The organism is Streptomyces sp. NPDC017890, from assembly GCF_044328675.1.
In the GTDB taxonomy this organism is placed as follows: domain Bacteria; phylum Actinomycetota; class Actinomycetes; order Streptomycetales; family Streptomycetaceae; genus Streptomyces.
In genome coordinates, this window is record NZ_JBIRHU010000016.1 from 178,573 (window position 1) to 194,144 (window position 15,572).

The window sequence follows — 15,572 nt, forward strand, 5'->3', positions numbered from 1 at the left end:
TCCCCGTGAGCGAGATCCCCGTGAGTGAGAGTCCCGCGGGCGCCGGCCCCCGGAGCGGTCGCGGCTGGCGCCGGGCCCTGGTGACCGGCGGAGCCGGATTCGTGGGTTCCCACCTGTGCGGCCGCCTGCTGGACGACGGCGCCGACGTGGTGTGCCTGGACAACCTGGCCACCGGCTCCCGAGGCAACGTGGCGGAACTGGAACGGCACCGCGGCTTCCGGTTCGTCCACGCCGACGCCACCGACCCGGCGGCCCTGCGCGGCCTGCCTGGCCGGTTCGACCTCGTCCTGCACTTCGCCTGCCCGGCCTCGCCCGCCGACTACCTCCGGCTGCCCCTGGAGACCCTCGACGTCGGCAGTACCGGCACCCGCAACGCCCTGGAGCGGGCCCGCGCCGACGGTGCCCGCTTCCTGCTCGCCTCCACCTCCGAGGTCTACGGCGACCCGCTGGAGCACCCGCAGAGCGAGACGTACTGGGGCAACGTCAACCCGGTCGGCCCGCGCAGCGTCTACGACGAGTCCAAGCGCTTCGCCGAGGCCCTGGTCACCGCCCACCGCCAGGTGCACGGCACCGACGCCGCCATCGTCCGCATCTTCAACACCTACGGCCCCCGCATGCGCACCGGCGACGGCCGTGCCGTGCCCACCTTCATCGCGCAGGCCCTGGACGGCATGCCCCTCACCGTCGCCGGCGACGGCGGCCAGACCCGCTCCCTGTGCTACGTCGACGACACCGTCGACGGCGTCCTGGCCCTCGCCGCGTCCGGCGAGACCGGACCGATGAACATCGGCGGCGCCGACGAGATCACCATGCTGGAACTGGCCCGCCGCGTCGTCGAGCTCACCGGCTCCGGTTCCCGGATCCGCTTCGTGGAACGCCCCGTCGACGATCCCGGCCGGCGCAAGCCCGACACCACCCTGGCCCGGGAACGGCTCGACTGGCGGCCGCGGGTCGGCTGGAGCGAGGGGCTGGAGCGGACCATCGGCTGGTTCGCGCACGCCGTCGCGGCCTGACCCGTATCCCGGCCGCTCACAGAAAGCCGTCGGCCGCTCACACGAAGCCGGTCGCAGGCAGTCGCTCAAAGAGTGTCGCTCAAAGACCGTTGCTCACGGACAGTCGCTCAGGGACCGTCGCTCAAAGACCGTTGCTCACGGACAGTCGCTCACAGGCAGTGACATATCCGGTCATATCCGGAAGTGAGTTGTCTCCAAGTGTTTGAGTCAGCTGCGGTGCGGCACCCGCGAGCCCAGAGAGACACCAGTAGTCGCCCGGGACGGAGCACCTTCCATGCGCATCCTCGGTATCAACGCCCTGTTCCACGACCCGGCCGCCGCACTCGTCGTCGACGGCCGGACCGTCGCGGCCGCCGAGGAAGAGCGCTTCAGCCGCCGCAAGCACGGCAAGCGCCCTTTGCCCTTCTCGGCGTGGGAGGTACCGGAGCTGTCGGCGCGATGGTGCCTGGAACACGCCGGGGTGCGGCCCGAGGAACTGGACGCCGTCGCGTACTCCTTCGACCCCGCGCTCGCCCGGCCCGCCCGTGCCATGGGCCTGGACGACCCCTGGGACCCGCTGCGGCTGGAGTACGCCCGCCGCGCCCCCGAGTTCCTCGCCGAGGCGCTGCCCGGACTCGACCCCGAGCAGGTCGTCTTCGTCCCGCACCACGTGGCGCACGCCGCCTCCGCCGGACCGGCCTCACCGCACCCCGACAACGACGTCCTCGTCCTGGACGGACGCGGCGAGTCCGCCTCCCACCTGGCCGGCCGCTACCGCGACGGCAAGCTCGACACGCTCGCCACGCAGGCGCTCCCGCACTCGCTCGGTCTGGTCTACGAGGAACTGACCGAACACCTGGGCTTCCTGCGCAGCAGCGACGAGTACAAGGTGATGGCCCTCGCCTCCTACGGCACCCCCCGCCATCTCGACCGCCTGCGCGAGCACATCCACGCCACCGGCGACGGCGGCTTCCGCGCCCACGGCGTCGACTGGGCGGCCCTCGCCCCGGCCCGCGCCAAGGGCGAGCACTGGACGAAGGACCACGCCGACCTCGCCGCGAGCACCCAGGCCGTACTGGAGGAACTGCTCCTCGAACTCGTCCACTGGCTGCACCGCGAGGCCCAGGGAGAAGCGCTGACGATGGCGGGCGGCGTCGCGCTGAACTGCGTCGCCAACTCGAAGATCGCCGCCCGGGGACCGTACCGGCACGTGTGGGTGCAGCCCGCCGCCGGCGACGCGGGCACGGCGCTCGGCGGCGCCCTGCACGTGGCCGCCGCCCGGGAGGGTGCCGCCCCCGAGCCCATGCCCGGCGCCGCCCTCGGCCGGGGCTGGAGCGACGACGAGATCCGCGCCTGGCTGGAGACGGCCGCGATCCCCTACGAGGAGCCGGACGACATCGCCGAGACGGTCGCCGACGAACTGGCCCGGGACGGCGTCGTCGCGTGGTTCCAGGGCCGCAGCGAGTTCGGGCCGCGCGCCCTGGGCCACCGCTCCCTGATGGCCCACCCGGGCCGTGCGGAGAACCTGGAGCGGCTCAACCACGTCAAGGGCCGCGAGGAGTTCCGTCCCGTCGCGCCGATGGTGCTGGCCGACCGCGCCCCCGACATCTTCACCGGGCCGGTCCCCAGCCCGTACATGCTCTTCGTGCACGACGTCGCCCCCGCCTGGCGCGACCGCATCCCCGCCGTCGTCCACGTCGACGGCACCGCCCGCATCCAGACCGTCGAGGAGCGTCGCGAGCCGCTCGTGGCCCGCATGCTGACCGCCTTCGAACGGCGCACCGGGCTGCCCGTCGTGGTCAACACCAGCCTCAACACCGCCGGACGGCCCATGGTCGACGACCCGCGCGACGCGCTGGAGTGCTTCGGCTCCGCACCCGTGGACCTGCTGGCCATCGGCCCGTTCGCGGTGCGCCGGGGGAAGGCGTTCGCATGAGTGGCGCACCCGCGACCGGCGGCCCCATGACGGGCTACGCCGTGGTCGTCCCCACCCTCGTCCGCGACACGCTGGCCGACTGCCTCGCAGCGCTGGTCGCCGCGATCGGGCCCCGCCCCGACGAGATCGTCCTCGTCGACGACCGGCCCGACCCCGACGCCGACCCCGACGCGCTGGAGCATCCGCTCAGCGTCCTCGGCGACCTGCGCGAGCGCACGGTGGTGCTGCGCAGCGGGGGCCGGGGGCCCGCCGCCGCCCGCAACACCGGCCTCCGCGCGGTCACCTCACCCTGGACCGCCTTCCTCGACGACGACGTGCAGGTCGGACCGCACTGGTGCGACCAACTGGTCCAGGACCTCGCCGAGGCGGCCCCCGACACCGGAGCCGTGCAGGGCGTCATCGCCGTCCCGCTGCCCGGCGAGCGCCGCCCCACCGACTGGGAGCGCGGCACCGCCGGCCTCGCGCGGGCCCAGTGGATCACCGCCGACATGGCCTACCGCACCGACGTGCTCAAGGAGGTCGACGGCTTCGACGAACGCTTCACCCGCGCCTTCCGTGAGGACGCCGACCTCGCGCTGCGCGTCCTCGACGCCGGCTGGCGCATCCGGCGGGGCCGCCGCACCACCCGCCACCCCGTACGCCCCGCCTCCCGCTGGGTGTCTCTGAAACAGCAGCGCGGCAACGCCGACGACGCCCTGATGCGACGGCTGCACGGCCCCGGCTGGTGGGCGAAGGCGGTCGCTCCCAAGGGCCGCATCCGGCGCCACGCGGCGATCACCGCCACCGGCACGGCCGCCCTCGTCCTCGCCGCCGCCGGCCGCCCCCGCACCGCCGCCCTCGCCGGGCTCGGCTGGGCCGCAGGCACCGCCGAGTTCGCGTGGGCCCGCATCGTCCCCGGGCCGCACACCCGCCACGAGGTCACGACCATGCTGGTCACCAGCGCGCTCATCCCACCCGCCGCGACCTGGCACCGGCTGAGCGGAATGTGGCGGCACCGCGCCGCCCCCGCCTGGCGGGAGGTGGCAGCATGAGCCCCGTCAAGGCCGTGCTCTTCGACCGCGACGGCACCCTCGTCCACGACGTCCCCTACAACGGCGACCCCGGGCGGGTCCGGCCCGTCGAGGGTGCCCGTGAGGCGGTGGCGCTGCTGCGCGCACACGGCATCCGCGTCGGCGTCGTCACCAACCAGTCCGGTGTAGCCCGCGGTCTCATCAGCGACACCGACGTCCGCCGCGTCAACCGGCGGATCGACGACCTCATCGGCCCCTTCGACGTCTGGGCGATCTGCCCGCACGGTCCCGACGACGGCTGCCACTGCCGCAAGCCGCAGCCCGGCCTGGTCCTCTGGGCGGCCGGACGCGTCTGCGCCACCCCCGCCGACTGCGTCGTCATCGGCGACATCGGCGCGGACACGGAGGCCGCCGAACGCGCGGGCGCTCACGGCATCCTCGTCCCCAACGCCCGGACCCGCCCGGAGGAGACGGCCACCGCGGCCCACGTCGCCCCGGACCTCCTGACCGCCGTACGGGCGGTACTCGCCGGCCCGCCGAGGGGCCGGGTCCTCGCGGACGAACGACCCATCGAGGCGGCGTTCGGGACGGGCACCGACGGAACGCGTCAGGAGGAGGCGTCCGCCCCGGACGCGGACCGTGCCGCGACGGCCGCCGACGCGGACGGGCCCGTGCCCGCGTCCGGGGTGGCGGCATCTCGTGCTCCGGTGGACACGTGCGGGAGGCCGGGCGCGGGCGTGGACGGTGCGGAGACGGCCGCCGGTGCCGGTGCTGGTGCCGACGCCGGCGAAGCCGCGCCCGCGCCCACGGCGGCCCGGTCCCGTGCCGCCGTGGAGACCCGCGGGAGGCCGCGATGAAGGCGCTCGTCACCCGGCTCGACAGCTTCGGCGACGTGCTGCTCGCCGGGCCCGCCGTACGGGCCGTCGCCGCCCGGGCCGGCCACGTCACGCTGCTGTGCGGGTCGCGCGGCGCGCCCGCCGCCCGCCTGCTGCCCGGCGTGGACGAGGTGATGGTGTGGGACGCGCCGTGGGGCGGGTTCCAGCCGCCCGACGTCAGCCGGGCGGACATCGACGCGCTCGTGGACCGGATCGACGCCGACACCGCGCTGATCCTCACCTCCTTCCACCAGTCCCCGCTGCCCACCGCCCTCGTCCTGCGCCTCGCCGGCGTCCGGCACATCGCCGCGGACAGCGTCGACTACCCCGGCTCCCTCCTCGACCTGCGCCACCGGCGCGCCCCGCACGCCCACGAGGCCGAGGCCGCGCTGGACCTGGCCGAGGCGGCCGGGTTCCCCCGCCCCGACGACGGACGCCTGCGCGTGCGCACGCCGCCCCGCACCGACGCGCTGACCGGCCCCGGCCCCTACGTCGTGCTCCACCCCGGCGCCAGCGTCCCCGCCCGCGCCTGGAGCCCCGAACGCGGCGCCGAGGCCGTGCGCGAACTCGCCGCCGCGGGGCACCGCGTGCTGGTCACCGGCGGCCCCGACGAACGCGACCTCACCGCGTACGTGGCGGGCGAGCACGGCACCGACCTCGGCGGCCGCACCGAGGCCCCGGAACTGGCAGGCGTCCTCGCGGGCGCCGCCGTCGTCGTCACCGGCAACACCGCGCCCGCCCACCTCGCCGCCGCCGTCGGCACCCCGGTCGTGTCCCTGTTCGCACCCGTCGTACCGGCCGAGCGCTGGCGGCCGTACGGCGTCCCGTACGTCCTGCTCGGTGACCAGGACGCGCCCTGCGCCGACAGCAGGGCCCGGGACTGCCCCGTCCCCGGCCACCCCTGCCTGAACACCGTCACCGCCACCGACGTGGCAGCCGCCGTCGAGAAACTCCTGGGGGAGGCATGAGGATCCTCATCTGGCACGTGCACGGGTCGTGGACCACGGCCTTCGTGCAGGGCCCGCACACCTACCTCGTCCCCGTCACCCCGGACCGCGGGCCCGACGGTCTCGGCCGCGCCCGCACCTGGGACTGGCCGGACTCCGTCGTGGAAGTACCCCCGGAGCGGCTGCCGGACGAACACATCGACCTCGTGATCATCCAGCGCCCGCACGAGATCGCCCTGGTCGACCAGTGGCTCGGCCGCCGCCCCCCGCTGGTCTACCTGGAGCACAACGCCCCCGACGGCGACGTGCCCGACACCCGCCACCCCGCGGCGGACCTCCCCGACGTCACCACCCTCGTCCACGTCACCCACTTCAACCGGCTGATGTGGGACGCGGGTCCGGCCGACACCACGGTCATCGAACACGGCATCGTCGACCCCGGCCACCGCTGGACCGGCGAACTGGACCGCGCCGCCGTCGTCGTCAACGAGCCCGTCCGGCGCGGTCGTACGACCGGAACCGACCTGCTCCCCGCCTTCTCCCGCGCCGCCCCGCTCGACGTGTTCGGCATGCGCACCGACGGACTCGCCGAGCACATCGGCGTCGACCCCGAACGCTGCCGCACACAGGACGTCCCCCAGAGCGACCTGCACACCGAACTGGCCCGCCGCCGCGTCTACGTCCACCCCGTCCGCTGGACCTCCCTCGGCCTGTCCCTCCTGGAGGCCATGCACCTGGGCATGCCCGTGGTCGCCCTCGCCACCACCGAGGTGACCGAGGCCGTGCCCCCGGGCGCCGGAGTGGTCTCCAACCGCATCGACGTACTGACCGACGCCGTACGCGACTTCCTCGCCGACCCGTTGCACGCGCGGACGGTCGGCGACGGGGCCCGTGCGGCGGCCCTGTCCCGCTACGGGCTGTCCCGCTTCCTGGACGACTGGGAGCGGCTGCTGAAGGAGGTGACCCGATGAGGATCGCCATGGTGTCCGAGCACGCGAGCCCGCTCGCCGCGCTCGGCGGCGTCGACGCCGGTGGACAGAACGTCTACGTGGCCCGCCTCACCGAGGAGTTGGCCAAGCGCGGCCACGACGTCACGGTCTACACCCGCCGGGACGCCACCGCCCTGCCCGACCGGGTGCCGCTGCCCGGCGGCGCGGTCGTCGAACATGTGCCGGCCGGACCACCCGCGGCCGTGCCCAAGGACGAACTGTTCCCGCACATGCCCGCCTTCGGCGCCCACCTGGCCCGCGCCTGGGCGCGGGAGACGCCCGACGTGGTGCACGCCCACTTCTGGATGTCCGGCATGGCCTCCCGGATCGGCGTACGGCCGCACGGCGTCCCCCTCGTGCAGACCTTCCACGCCCTGGGCACCGTCAAGCGGCGCCACCAGGGCATGCGGGACACCAGCCCGTACGAGCGCATCGGCATCGAACGGCAGCTCGGCCGCGCCTGCGAAAGGGTCCTGGCCACCTGCACGGACGAGGTCGTCGAACTCGGGGACATGGGGGTACCGCCCCGACAGGTGTCCGTCGTCCCCTGCGGCGTGGACGCCGAGCACTTCCACCCCACCGCCGACACCGGCCGCACCCCCGCCCGCACGGAGCGGCACCGGCTGCTCGCCTGCGGCCGGCTCGTGCCTCGCAAGGGCTACGACCAGGCCATCCGCGCCCTGGCCCGCATCCCCGGAACCGAACTCCTCATCGCGGGCGGCCCACCCGCCGGCGGACTCGACGCCGACCCCGAGGCACAGCGCCTGACCGCGCTCGCGCGCCGCACCGGCGTCGCCGACCGGGTCCGGCTGCTCGGCGCGGTCGACCCCGAGGACATGCCCGCCCTGCTCCGCAGCGCCGACCTGGTGCTGTGCACCCCGGTCTACGAGCCCTTCGGCATCGTGCCGCTGGAGGCGATGGCCTGCGGCGTACCGGTTCTCGCCACCGACGTCGGCGGCCACCGCGACTCCGTGGCCGACGGGACCACGGGCCGCCTGGTCGCCCCGGGGGACCCGGAGGCCATCGCGGACGCCGCCCGTGAACTCCTCGCCGACGAACGGCTGTGCCGCCAGTACGGCAGGAACGGCCGCGAACGCGTCCTGCGGCACTACACCTGGGCGCGCGTCGCCGACGGCGCGGAGCAGGTGTACCGGCTGACCCTCGCCGACCACGCACTGTCGAAGGAGGTGGCGTGATGACCGTGCACCCGCCCGTCGTCGGGCACTGCGACGAACTCCAGGAGGCGCTGGGGGCGTTCCGGGCCTCCGCGCACATCACCGAACGCTGGGGTTCGCGGCTCGCCGCCGTCCTCTGCGGCGGCGGCCGGCTGCTGGCCGCCGGCAACGGCGGCAGCGCCGCCCAGGCGCAGCACCTGACCGCCGAACTCGTCGGCCGCTACCGCGACGACCGCCCGCCGTTCTCCGCCATCGCCCTGCACGCCGACACCTCCTCCACGACGGCCATCGCCAACGACTACGGCGTCGACGAGGTGTTCGCCCGCCAGGTCCGAGCCCACGGCCGCGAGGGCGACGTCCTGATGCTGCTGTCCACCAGCGGCGCCAGCGCCAACCTGCTCTCCGCGGCCGACGCCGCCCGCGCGGCCGGCGTACGGGTGTGGGCGCTCACCGGCTGCGAGCCCAACCCGCTCATGGCGGGCAGTGACGAGTCGCTGTGCGTGCGGGCCCCTTCGACAGCCACCGTGCAGGAGATCCACCTGGTCGCCGTGCACATGATCTGCGCCGCCTTCGACGCCGCCTTGGAACGCGGCGTACGGGGCGCACCGGGAGCACCCGGCAAGGGAACGCGGAGGTGACGAGACGCATGACGGACAGGACCCCCCTGGTCGTGGTCGGCGACGCTCTGCTGGACCGCGACCTGACCGGCTCCGCCGACCGGCTGGCGCCCGACGCGCCCGTTCCGGTCGTGTCGGAGTGCGCCGAGCGTGTACGTCCGGGCGGCGCCGCGCTCGCCGCGTACCTCGCCGCCCGCGACGGCCGCGAGGTCACGCTGATCACGGGCGCGGGCGACGACCCGGCGAGCACGGCCCTGCGCGAACTCCTCGCCCCCTGGCTGACCCTGATCCCCCTGCCCCTGACCGGCAGTCTGCCCGAGAAGACCCGCGTCCTGGCGCAGGACCGGCCCGTCGTCCGCCTCGACCGCGGCGGCGGCCGGGCCCGCGAGGCCACGGACGAGGCCCGCGCCGCGCTGCGCTCGGCCCGGGCCGTCCTGGTCTCCGACTACGGCCGTGGCACGGCGGACGCCCTGCGGGACGTACTGGCCGCCCGCCCGCCACTGGTCTGGGACCCGCACCCGCGCGGAGGCCCGCCGGTTCCCGGCACCCGGCTGGTGACACCGGCCGAGAAGGAGGCGCACGGCTTCGCACCGCGCGACGGCCACCCGGGCGGGGGCCTGCGCGCCGCCGCCCTCGACGCCGCCGCCCTGGTACGCGACTGGCGGGTGGCCGCGGTGACGGTGACCCTCGGATCGCGCGGCGCCCTCCTCTCCTACGGCGAACACCCCCTGCTCGTCCCCGCGCCCACCGCCCACCACGGCGACTCCTGCGGCGCGGGCGACCGGTTCGCCGCCACCGCCGCCGGGCTGCTCGCCGACGGGGCGCTGGTGGGGGAGGCCGTCGAGGGCGCCGTGGCCGCCGCGACGGCGTTCGTCGCGGCCGGCGGAGCGGGCGCCCTGCCCGCCGCGGACTCCGGCCCGCCGTCGTCCTCGCCGCCCGACACCGACGATCCGCACTCCCTGGCCGCCCGCGTCCGCGCCCAGCACGGCACGGTGGTCGCCGCGGGCGGCTGCTTCGACCTGCTGCACGCCGGCCACGTCGGCCTCCTCCAGGCCGCCCGGCGGCTCGGCGACTGCCTGGTCGTCTGCGTCAACTCCGACGCCTCCGTCCAGCGCCGCAAGGGCGACGGCCGCCCCGTCAACCCCCTCGCCGACCGCGTCCGCGTCCTGCGCGCCCTCGCCTGCGTCGACGCGGTCGCCGTCTTCGACGAGGACACCCCCGAACGCCTCCTCGGCGACCTGCGCCCCGACGTCTGGGTCAAGGGCGGCGACTACGCGGGCGCGGACCTCCCCGAGGCCGGCCTCCTCCAGGAGTGGGGCGGCCAGGCCGTCCTCCTGCCCTACCTGGACGGCCGCTCCTCCACTGCCCTGATGGCCCGCGCCGCGGAGGGAGTGCGATGACGCACGGCACCCCGGCCACCGAGCGCGGCCGAGCCCCGGCCCCACCGTCCGCCGCCCGTCCGCCGGCGGGCGGCACCGCACCCCCCGCGTCGGCCGGCGGCCCGGTGACGGGCGACCCGGTGCATCCGCCGTCCGCCGCGATGGCGCACCCGCCCGATGCCGGTGCGGCGTACGCCGTCTCGGGCGCGGGGCGGCACGAGGGTGGTGGGCGGGCGCGTCCCCGACTGCTCGTTCTGCGTGCCCTCGGGCTCGGTGACCTGCTGGCCGGGGTGCCCGCGCTGCGCGCGCTGCGTCGCGCGTACCCCGGGCACGAGCTGGTGCTGGCGGCCCCCGCCGAGCTGGCGCCCGTCGTCGCGGCGACCGGCGTCGTGGACCGGCTGCTGCCCGCCGCCGAACCCGGCCGTGCCGTCCCGCGCACCCTCGACTGGACCGGGCCGCCCCCCGACGTCGCCGTCGACCTGCACGGCAACGGGCCGCCCAGCCACCGCCTGCTGATGGACCTGCGCCCGCTGAGGCTGCTGGCGTTCGCGCACCCCGAGACCCCGGAGATCGACGGCCCGCCCTGGTACGCCGAGGAGCACGAGCGCGACCGGTGGTGCCGGCTGCTGCGGGCGTACGGCATCGACGCCGACCCGGCCGACCTGCGGTTGCCGCGTCCTGACGTACCGTCCCGCGCCCCCGGCGCCGTCGTCCTGCACCCCGGCGCCGGCGCCCCGTCCCGCTGCTGGCCCGTGGACCGGTACGCGGCCGTCGCCGAGGCGCTGCGCGCGCGGGGACGCCGGGTCGTCGTCACCGGGGGAGCGGACGAGGCCGACCTGGTGGCCCGGCTGGCCAAGCTCGCCCACCTGCCCGACACGGACGTGTTCGGCGGCGGCCTGCCCCACGACCGGCTCTCCGCGCTGGTGGCCGAAGCCCGCGCCGTCGTCAGTGGCGACACCGGCATCGCCCACCTCGCCGTCGCCCACGCCACGCCCTCCGTCACCCTGTTCGGCCCGGTCCCGCCCAGCCGCTGGGGCCCGCCGGACCATCCCCGGCACCGCACCCTGTGGCACCCGGGCCCGGACGGCGGCCACGGCGACCCGCACGGCGACGAGACCGATCCCGCGCTGCTGCGGATCACCACCGGCGACGTCCTTGCCGACCTCGACGCTCTGGAAGCCCTGGAAGAGGCCCCATGAACCACGCCACGAACCGCGGCCCGTCGACCACCCGCGAACGGTCCCACCCTGACCCCACCAGGCCTGCCCCCGTCGGCGTCGTCATCGCCACCCGCAACCGCTCCGCGAGCCTCGCCGTCACCGTGCGGCACCTGCTCGCCCTGCCCGAGCGTCCCGAGGTCCTCGTCGTCGACAACGCCTCCACCGACGACACCCGCGCCATGCTGGCCCGCGACTTCCCGCAGGTCCGCGTGGTCTCCCTGCCGTTCAACCGCGGCGCCCTCGCCCGAACCCACGGCGTCCGCGCCCTCGACACCCCGTACGTGGCGTTCAGCGACGACGACTCCTGGTGGGCGCCCGGCGCCCTCACCGCCGCCGCCCGGCACTTCGACGAGCACCCCCGGCTCGGCCTGCTCTCCGCCCGCACCCTCGTCGGCCCCGCCCACACCGCGGACCCCCTCAACGACCTGCTCGCCGCCTCCCCCCTCGGCGCGGCCACCGACCTGCCCGGCACCCAGGTGCTCGGCTTCCTCGGCTGCGCGGCCGTCACCCGCCGCACTTCCTACCTGGACGCGGGCGGCTACCACCCGCTGCTCTTCTTCGGCGCCGAGGAGACCCTCCTCGCCTACGACCTCGCCGCCCGCGGCTGGGGCGTCACGCACTGCCCCGACGTGGTCGCCCACCATCACCCGGACCCCGGCCCCCGCACGGACCGCCCGGCCGTCGTACGCCGCAACGAACTCCTCACCGCCTGGCTGCGCCGCCCCCTCCCGCACGCGCTCGCCCGCACCCGCGCCCTCGCCGCCGACGCCCGACACGACCCGCACGCCCGGCGCGCCCTGCGCGAGACGCTCACCCGCCTGCCCGCCGCCCTGAGGGCCCGCAGGCCGCTGCCCCCGCACGTGGAGCGCGCCGCCCGGCTCCTGGACCCGGCGAGCGGAGCGACGTCATGACCGACCCCCGGACCACCGTCGTCGTCATCACCCACAACCGGCGCCCCGAACTCCTGCGCACCTTGGACCGCCTCGCCGAACTCCCCGAAAAACCCGCGGTGATCGTCACCGACAACGCCTCCACCGACGGCACCGCCTCCGCCGTCGCCCGCCACCACCCGCAGGTACGGCTCCTGCGCCCCGGCCGCAACCTCGGCGCCGTCGGCCGCAACCTGGCGGTCCGCCAGGTCCGCACGCCCTACGTCGCCTTCTGCGACGACGACTCCTGGTGGGCACCGGGCTCCTTGGCCGGGGCCGCCGACCTGCTCGACCGCTACCCGGCGGTCGGCTCGGTCACCGCCCGCATCCTCGTCGAACCCGACGGCACCGAGGACCCGATCGTCAAGGAACTGCGCGACTCGCCCGTGCCCCGCCCCGACTGGCTCCCCGGGCCGGCCCTCGGGTCCTTCCTGGCCGCCGCGACCGTACTGCGCACCGATGCCTTCCGGGCCGCGGGCGGCTTCCACCCCAGGCTGTGGCTGGGCGGCGAGGAGGAGCTGCTCGCCGCCGACCTGGCGGCGAACGGCTGGTGGCTGACGTACGCCGACGGCCTGACGATCCATCACCAACCCTCCACCGTGCGGGATCCGACGCTGCGCCGGGCGCACGGTATCCGCAACACCCTGTGGTTCACGTGGCTGCGCCGCCCGGCCGGCCCGGCCCTGCGCCGCACCCTCCACCTGGCCCGCACGGTCCCGCGCGACGCCGCGTCCCTGCGCGCCTTCGCCGAGGCGACGGCCGCCCTGCCCTGGGTGCTGCGCGAACGCCGGGTGCTGCCGCCGGAGGTCGAGGCCCGCCTGCGCTCACTGGAACCCGCCCAGCGCGACTCGACCGCCCGCAGTTACACGGGCTGACGCCCCCGCCCACCACCGCACTGGCCGACTCCGCGCCGAGGGGACGCGGGGTCGGCCGCAGGAACGGCAGGACGAGCGGCGACAGGGCGGGGCCGGCTGCACGGGGGGCCGCCGCCCAGCCCTCCGTCCAGGCCTCGCGGCGCGGGGACTAACCGACCGGCCGCACCCCCAGCGCCGCCACCAGCCCGTCCGCCGCGTCCGCGACCGCCTCCGCCGACCGGAACCCGGCACCGATCCGTCCGGCCTCCTCCCGCCCACCGGTCAGGCACCAGTCCCACCACCGGTCCAGTGCGGCCTCCGCCAGGTGTTCGGCGGCCACCAGCGCCGGCCAGCCGCAGGCCCGCGCCTGCGCCGTCACCTTCGCGCCGCCCGCGACCGGGTCCACCGCCAGCGCGGGCGTCCCGGCCCGCAGTGCCAGGACCAGCCCGTGCAGCCGGTCGGTGACGACCAGGTCCAGCCGGGCCAGTACGGCCTCCAGCTGGGCCGGCGTGCCGCACAGCCGCCAGTCGTGTGCGTCGAGCCGCGTCTCCAGTTCCAGCCGGGCGCAGTCCTTTCCGGCCAGCCAGCGCGTCAGCCCCGCGGCGACCTCCTCGTGCCGCCGCTGCCCCCCGTACTCGTGCTGTCCGTGGGTGAGGACCACTCCGACGACCGGCCGGGCGGGCAGCGCGGGCGCGCGGGCCGCGAGATCCAGGGTCGGTACGGCGCCGGCGGTGTCCCGGGCCAGTACCTGGTGGAAGCCGGTGACGGCCGGGGAGCCGGGGTCGACGACGGAGACGCCGACGGCGATCCGCACGCAGTGCGCGAACCGCCGGTGCACCTCCTCGACCTGCGGCCCGTGGACCGGCCCGCACACGAAGACCAGCCGGGAGTACGCGGCCGGGTCCACGTCCGCGAAGTGCCGCCCGTCCGCCCGGAACCCCGGGCTCCACACGACGTCGTACGCGAGTCCCGCGTCCCGCAGCACCTCCTCCACCCGCCGCAGCGCCAGCACGTCCCCGGCGGTCGCCTCCCCGTGCAGGAAGCTGAACCAGCCGGTCACCAGGATCCTGTCTCGTCCGTGCACAGTGCGCACGGGTGCCCCGGCGCCGGCACGGCAATCCAGCACGGGCAGCCGGTGCCGAGCGGTGCCGACGATCCGCCGGTCCGGGGCCGCACGGCTGCGGGACGTGCGCGCACCCGCGAAGGGACCGGGTACGGCTCGCACCGCGCCGATGCCTCGCCGATGACTGAACGGGCGGCGCCCCGCACTCGCGGCCAGTACCTGTCCGCGACCCCCGCTACCGTCGCACCATGACGACCAAGGCACCCACGACGGCCCCCGTCCTCGGCACCCGCGCCCTGAACCGCGCCACCCTGGCCCGGCAGTTGCTGCTGCGCCGCGCGTCGATGACCGCCGAGGCCGCCGTCGCGCACCTCGTCGGACTCCAGGCCCAGAACGTGAAGCCCCCGTACTACGCGCTCGCCGCCCGCCTCGACGGCTTCACGCCCGACGACCTCTCCGGGCCGATGGCCGACCGCAGGGTCGCCCGCCTCGTCACCATGCGCTCCACCATCCACACCCACACCGCCGACGACTGCCTCACCCTGCGGCCACTGGTGCAGGCCGCCCGGGACCGCGAGCTGGGGAACTTCCGCAAGGGCCTCGTGGGTGTCGACCTGGACCGGCTCGCCGTCCTCGCCCGCGAGCTGGTCGAGGACGAGCCGCGCACCATGGGGCAACTGCGCGAGGCACTCCTCACCGAGTGGCCCGACGCCGACCCGCAGTCGCTGGCCGTCGCCGCCCGCTGCCGGCTCCCGCTCGTGCAGGTGACGCCGCGCGGACTGTGGGGGAGGAGCGGACAGGTCACCCTCACCACCGCCGAGCACTGGCTCGGGCGCCCCGCGCGGCCCGCTCCGGCACCGGACGACACCGTGCTGCGCTACCTCGCCGCGTTCGGTCCCGCCTCCGTCAAGGACATGCAGACCTGGGCGGGCCTGACCCGGCTCAGGGACGCCTTCGAGCGGCTCCGCCCCCGGCTCGTCACCTTCCGCGACCCGAGCGGCACCGAGCTCTTCGATCTGCCCGAGGCGCCCCGCCCCGACCCTGACACCCCCGCCCCGCCGCGCTTCCTGCCCGAGTTCGACAACCTGCTCCTCTCCCACGCCGACCGCACCCGGTTCGTCCCGCCCGAACACAAGGGGCGTACGTGGAGGAAGAACGTGGCCTACCGCGTCCTCCTCGTCGACGGCTTCGTGGCCGGACTGTGGAAACCGGCCGACGACGCCCTCGTCGTCGAGCCCTTCGGGCACCTCACCGGGGCGCGGCGGGACGAGGTCGTGGCCGAGGGGGAGCGGATGCTGGCGACGATGCACCCGCGGGCCGCGTACGGCGTCCGTTTCGCAACGGTACGCGGCTGACGGTGGAGAGGGGGCGTTGCGGGCCGCTCGTGGAGGCTCGCAACGCCCCCCGGTCTTGCACCTGAGGGGTACTCAGGAGGTCTCGGGGGACCGCCGGGCCGACGCTACGAGGTGACCTGGAGCAGGTCCGGCCGGCCTGGCGCGGTTGAGCCCGGACATGAGTCTCCTCAAGGGGTTGCCGGTGGGGGGTTCGCACGGGCGTGGGGGGCACGGGGGCCTCGGGACAGGCCC

The 15,572-nt window shown here is 76.0% G+C and carries 14 protein-coding genes; 13 read left to right on the plus strand and 1 reads right to left on the minus strand.

The window, feature by feature from the left end:
• The first annotated feature begins 20 nt into the window (after positions 1–20).
• The 12 genes from ACH4F2_RS22170 to ACH4F2_RS22225 all read left to right on the plus strand — a co-directional run bounded on the left by ACH4F2_RS22170 (position 21) and on the right by ACH4F2_RS22225 (position 12,944).
• Positions 21–1,013 (plus strand): UDP-glucuronic acid decarboxylase family protein, encoded by a 993-nt coding sequence (locus ACH4F2_RS22170; RefSeq protein ID WP_398134466.1) that lies wholly within the window; start codon positions 21–23, stop codon positions 1,011–1,013.
• 274 nt (positions 1,014–1,287) lie between these two features.
• Complete coding sequence (locus ACH4F2_RS22175; RefSeq protein WP_398134433.1) at positions 1,288–2,928, plus strand: carbamoyltransferase; 1,641 nt, start codon at positions 1,288–1,290, stop codon at positions 2,926–2,928.
• The gene (locus ACH4F2_RS22180) at positions 2,925–3,959 is read left to right on the plus strand and encodes a glycosyltransferase family 2 protein (RefSeq protein WP_398134434.1); all 1,035 of its coding nucleotides are present in this window, start codon (positions 2,925–2,927) and stop codon (positions 3,957–3,959) included. The genes ACH4F2_RS22175 and ACH4F2_RS22180 overlap by 4 nt, the downstream gene beginning before the upstream one ends.
• On the plus strand, positions 3,956–4,795 hold the full coding sequence (locus ACH4F2_RS22185) for a D-glycero-alpha-D-manno-heptose-1,7-bisphosphate 7-phosphatase (protein ID WP_398134435.1): 840 nt from the start codon (positions 3,956–3,958) through the stop codon (positions 4,793–4,795). Before ACH4F2_RS22180 ends, ACH4F2_RS22185 begins: the two co-directional genes overlap by 4 nt.
• The gene (locus tag ACH4F2_RS22190) at positions 4,792–5,781 is read left to right on the plus strand and encodes a glycosyltransferase family 9 protein (RefSeq protein WP_398134436.1); all 990 of its coding nucleotides are present in this window, start codon (positions 4,792–4,794) and stop codon (positions 5,779–5,781) included. The genes ACH4F2_RS22185 and ACH4F2_RS22190 overlap by 4 nt, the downstream gene beginning before the upstream one ends.
• Positions 5,778–6,731: a glycosyltransferase gene (locus ACH4F2_RS22195; protein ID WP_398134437.1), complete on the plus strand. Its 954-nt coding sequence runs from the start codon at positions 5,778–5,780 to the stop codon at positions 6,729–6,731. The genes ACH4F2_RS22190 and ACH4F2_RS22195 overlap by 4 nt, the downstream gene beginning before the upstream one ends.
• Positions 6,728–7,945: a glycosyltransferase family 4 protein gene (locus ACH4F2_RS22200; RefSeq protein ID WP_398134438.1), complete on the plus strand. Its 1,218-nt coding sequence runs from the start codon at positions 6,728–6,730 to the stop codon at positions 7,943–7,945. The genes ACH4F2_RS22195 and ACH4F2_RS22200 overlap by 4 nt, the downstream gene beginning before the upstream one ends.
• On the plus strand, positions 7,945–8,562 hold the full coding sequence (locus ACH4F2_RS22205; protein ID WP_398134439.1) for an SIS domain-containing protein: 618 nt from the start codon (positions 7,945–7,947) through the stop codon (positions 8,560–8,562). The genes ACH4F2_RS22200 and ACH4F2_RS22205 overlap by 1 nt, the downstream gene beginning before the upstream one ends.
• An 8-nt stretch (positions 8,563–8,570) precedes the next feature.
• The gene (gene rfaE2 / locus ACH4F2_RS22210) at positions 8,571–9,941 is read left to right on the plus strand and encodes a D-glycero-beta-D-manno-heptose 1-phosphate adenylyltransferase (RefSeq protein ID WP_398134440.1); all 1,371 of its coding nucleotides are present in this window, start codon (positions 8,571–8,573) and stop codon (positions 9,939–9,941) included.
• Entirely contained in the window at positions 9,938–11,119 is a 1,182-nt protein-coding gene (locus ACH4F2_RS22215; RefSeq protein ID WP_398134441.1) for a glycosyltransferase family 9 protein, read from the plus strand. Before rfaE2 ends, ACH4F2_RS22215 begins: the two co-directional genes overlap by 4 nt.
• The gene (locus ACH4F2_RS22220) at positions 11,116–12,051 is read left to right on the plus strand and encodes a glycosyltransferase family 2 protein (protein ID WP_398134442.1); all 936 of its coding nucleotides are present in this window, start codon (positions 11,116–11,118) and stop codon (positions 12,049–12,051) included. Before ACH4F2_RS22215 ends, ACH4F2_RS22220 begins: the two co-directional genes overlap by 4 nt.
• Entirely contained in the window at positions 12,048–12,944 is an 897-nt protein-coding gene (locus ACH4F2_RS22225) for a glycosyltransferase family 2 protein (protein ID WP_398134443.1), read from the plus strand. Before ACH4F2_RS22220 ends, ACH4F2_RS22225 begins: the two co-directional genes overlap by 4 nt.
• A 148-nt stretch (positions 12,945–13,092) precedes the next feature.
• Here ACH4F2_RS22225 and ACH4F2_RS22230 read toward each other — a convergent pair whose 3' ends face one another.
• Positions 13,093–14,007 (minus strand): polysaccharide pyruvyl transferase family protein, encoded by a 915-nt coding sequence (locus ACH4F2_RS22230; protein ID WP_398134467.1) that lies wholly within the window; start codon positions 14,005–14,007, stop codon positions 13,093–13,095.
• A gap of 227 nt (positions 14,008–14,234) precedes the next feature.
• Here ACH4F2_RS22230 and ACH4F2_RS22235 point away from each other — a divergent pair, with 227 nt between their 5' ends.
• Positions 14,235–15,341, plus strand: a complete 1,107-nt coding sequence (locus ACH4F2_RS22235) for a winged helix DNA-binding domain-containing protein (RefSeq protein ID WP_398134444.1) — start codon at positions 14,235–14,237, stop codon at positions 15,339–15,341.
• Positions 15,342–15,572 lie beyond the last annotated feature (231 nt).

Coding starts and splice junctions, on each gene's coding strand:
- ACH4F2_RS22175 (WP_398134433.1), top strand. CDS start 1,288: ATGCGCATCCTCGGTATCAACGCCCTGTTCCACGACCCGGCCGCCGCA.
- ACH4F2_RS22180 (WP_398134434.1), top strand. CDS start 2,925: ATGAGTGGCGCACCCGCGACCGGCGGCCCCATGACGGGCTACGCCGTG.
- ACH4F2_RS22185 (WP_398134435.1), top strand. CDS start 3,956: ATGAGCCCCGTCAAGGCCGTGCTCTTCGACCGCGACGGCACCCTCGTC.
- ACH4F2_RS22190 (WP_398134436.1), top strand. CDS start 4,792: ATGAAGGCGCTCGTCACCCGGCTCGACAGCTTCGGCGACGTGCTGCTC.
- ACH4F2_RS22195 (WP_398134437.1), top strand. CDS start 5,778: ATGAGGATCCTCATCTGGCACGTGCACGGGTCGTGGACCACGGCCTTC.
- ACH4F2_RS22200 (WP_398134438.1), top strand. CDS start 6,728: ATGAGGATCGCCATGGTGTCCGAGCACGCGAGCCCGCTCGCCGCGCTC.
- ACH4F2_RS22205 (WP_398134439.1), top strand. CDS start 7,945: ATGACCGTGCACCCGCCCGTCGTCGGGCACTGCGACGAACTCCAGGAG.
- rfaE2 (WP_398134440.1), top strand. CDS start 8,571: ATGACGGACAGGACCCCCCTGGTCGTGGTCGGCGACGCTCTGCTGGAC.
- ACH4F2_RS22215 (WP_398134441.1), top strand. CDS start 9,938: ATGACGCACGGCACCCCGGCCACCGAGCGCGGCCGAGCCCCGGCCCCA.
- ACH4F2_RS22220 (WP_398134442.1), top strand. CDS start 11,116: ATGAACCACGCCACGAACCGCGGCCCGTCGACCACCCGCGAACGGTCC.
- ACH4F2_RS22225 (WP_398134443.1), top strand. CDS start 12,048: ATGACCGACCCCCGGACCACCGTCGTCGTCATCACCCACAACCGGCGC.
- ACH4F2_RS22235 (WP_398134444.1), top strand. CDS start 14,235: ATGACGACCAAGGCACCCACGACGGCCCCCGTCCTCGGCACCCGCGCC.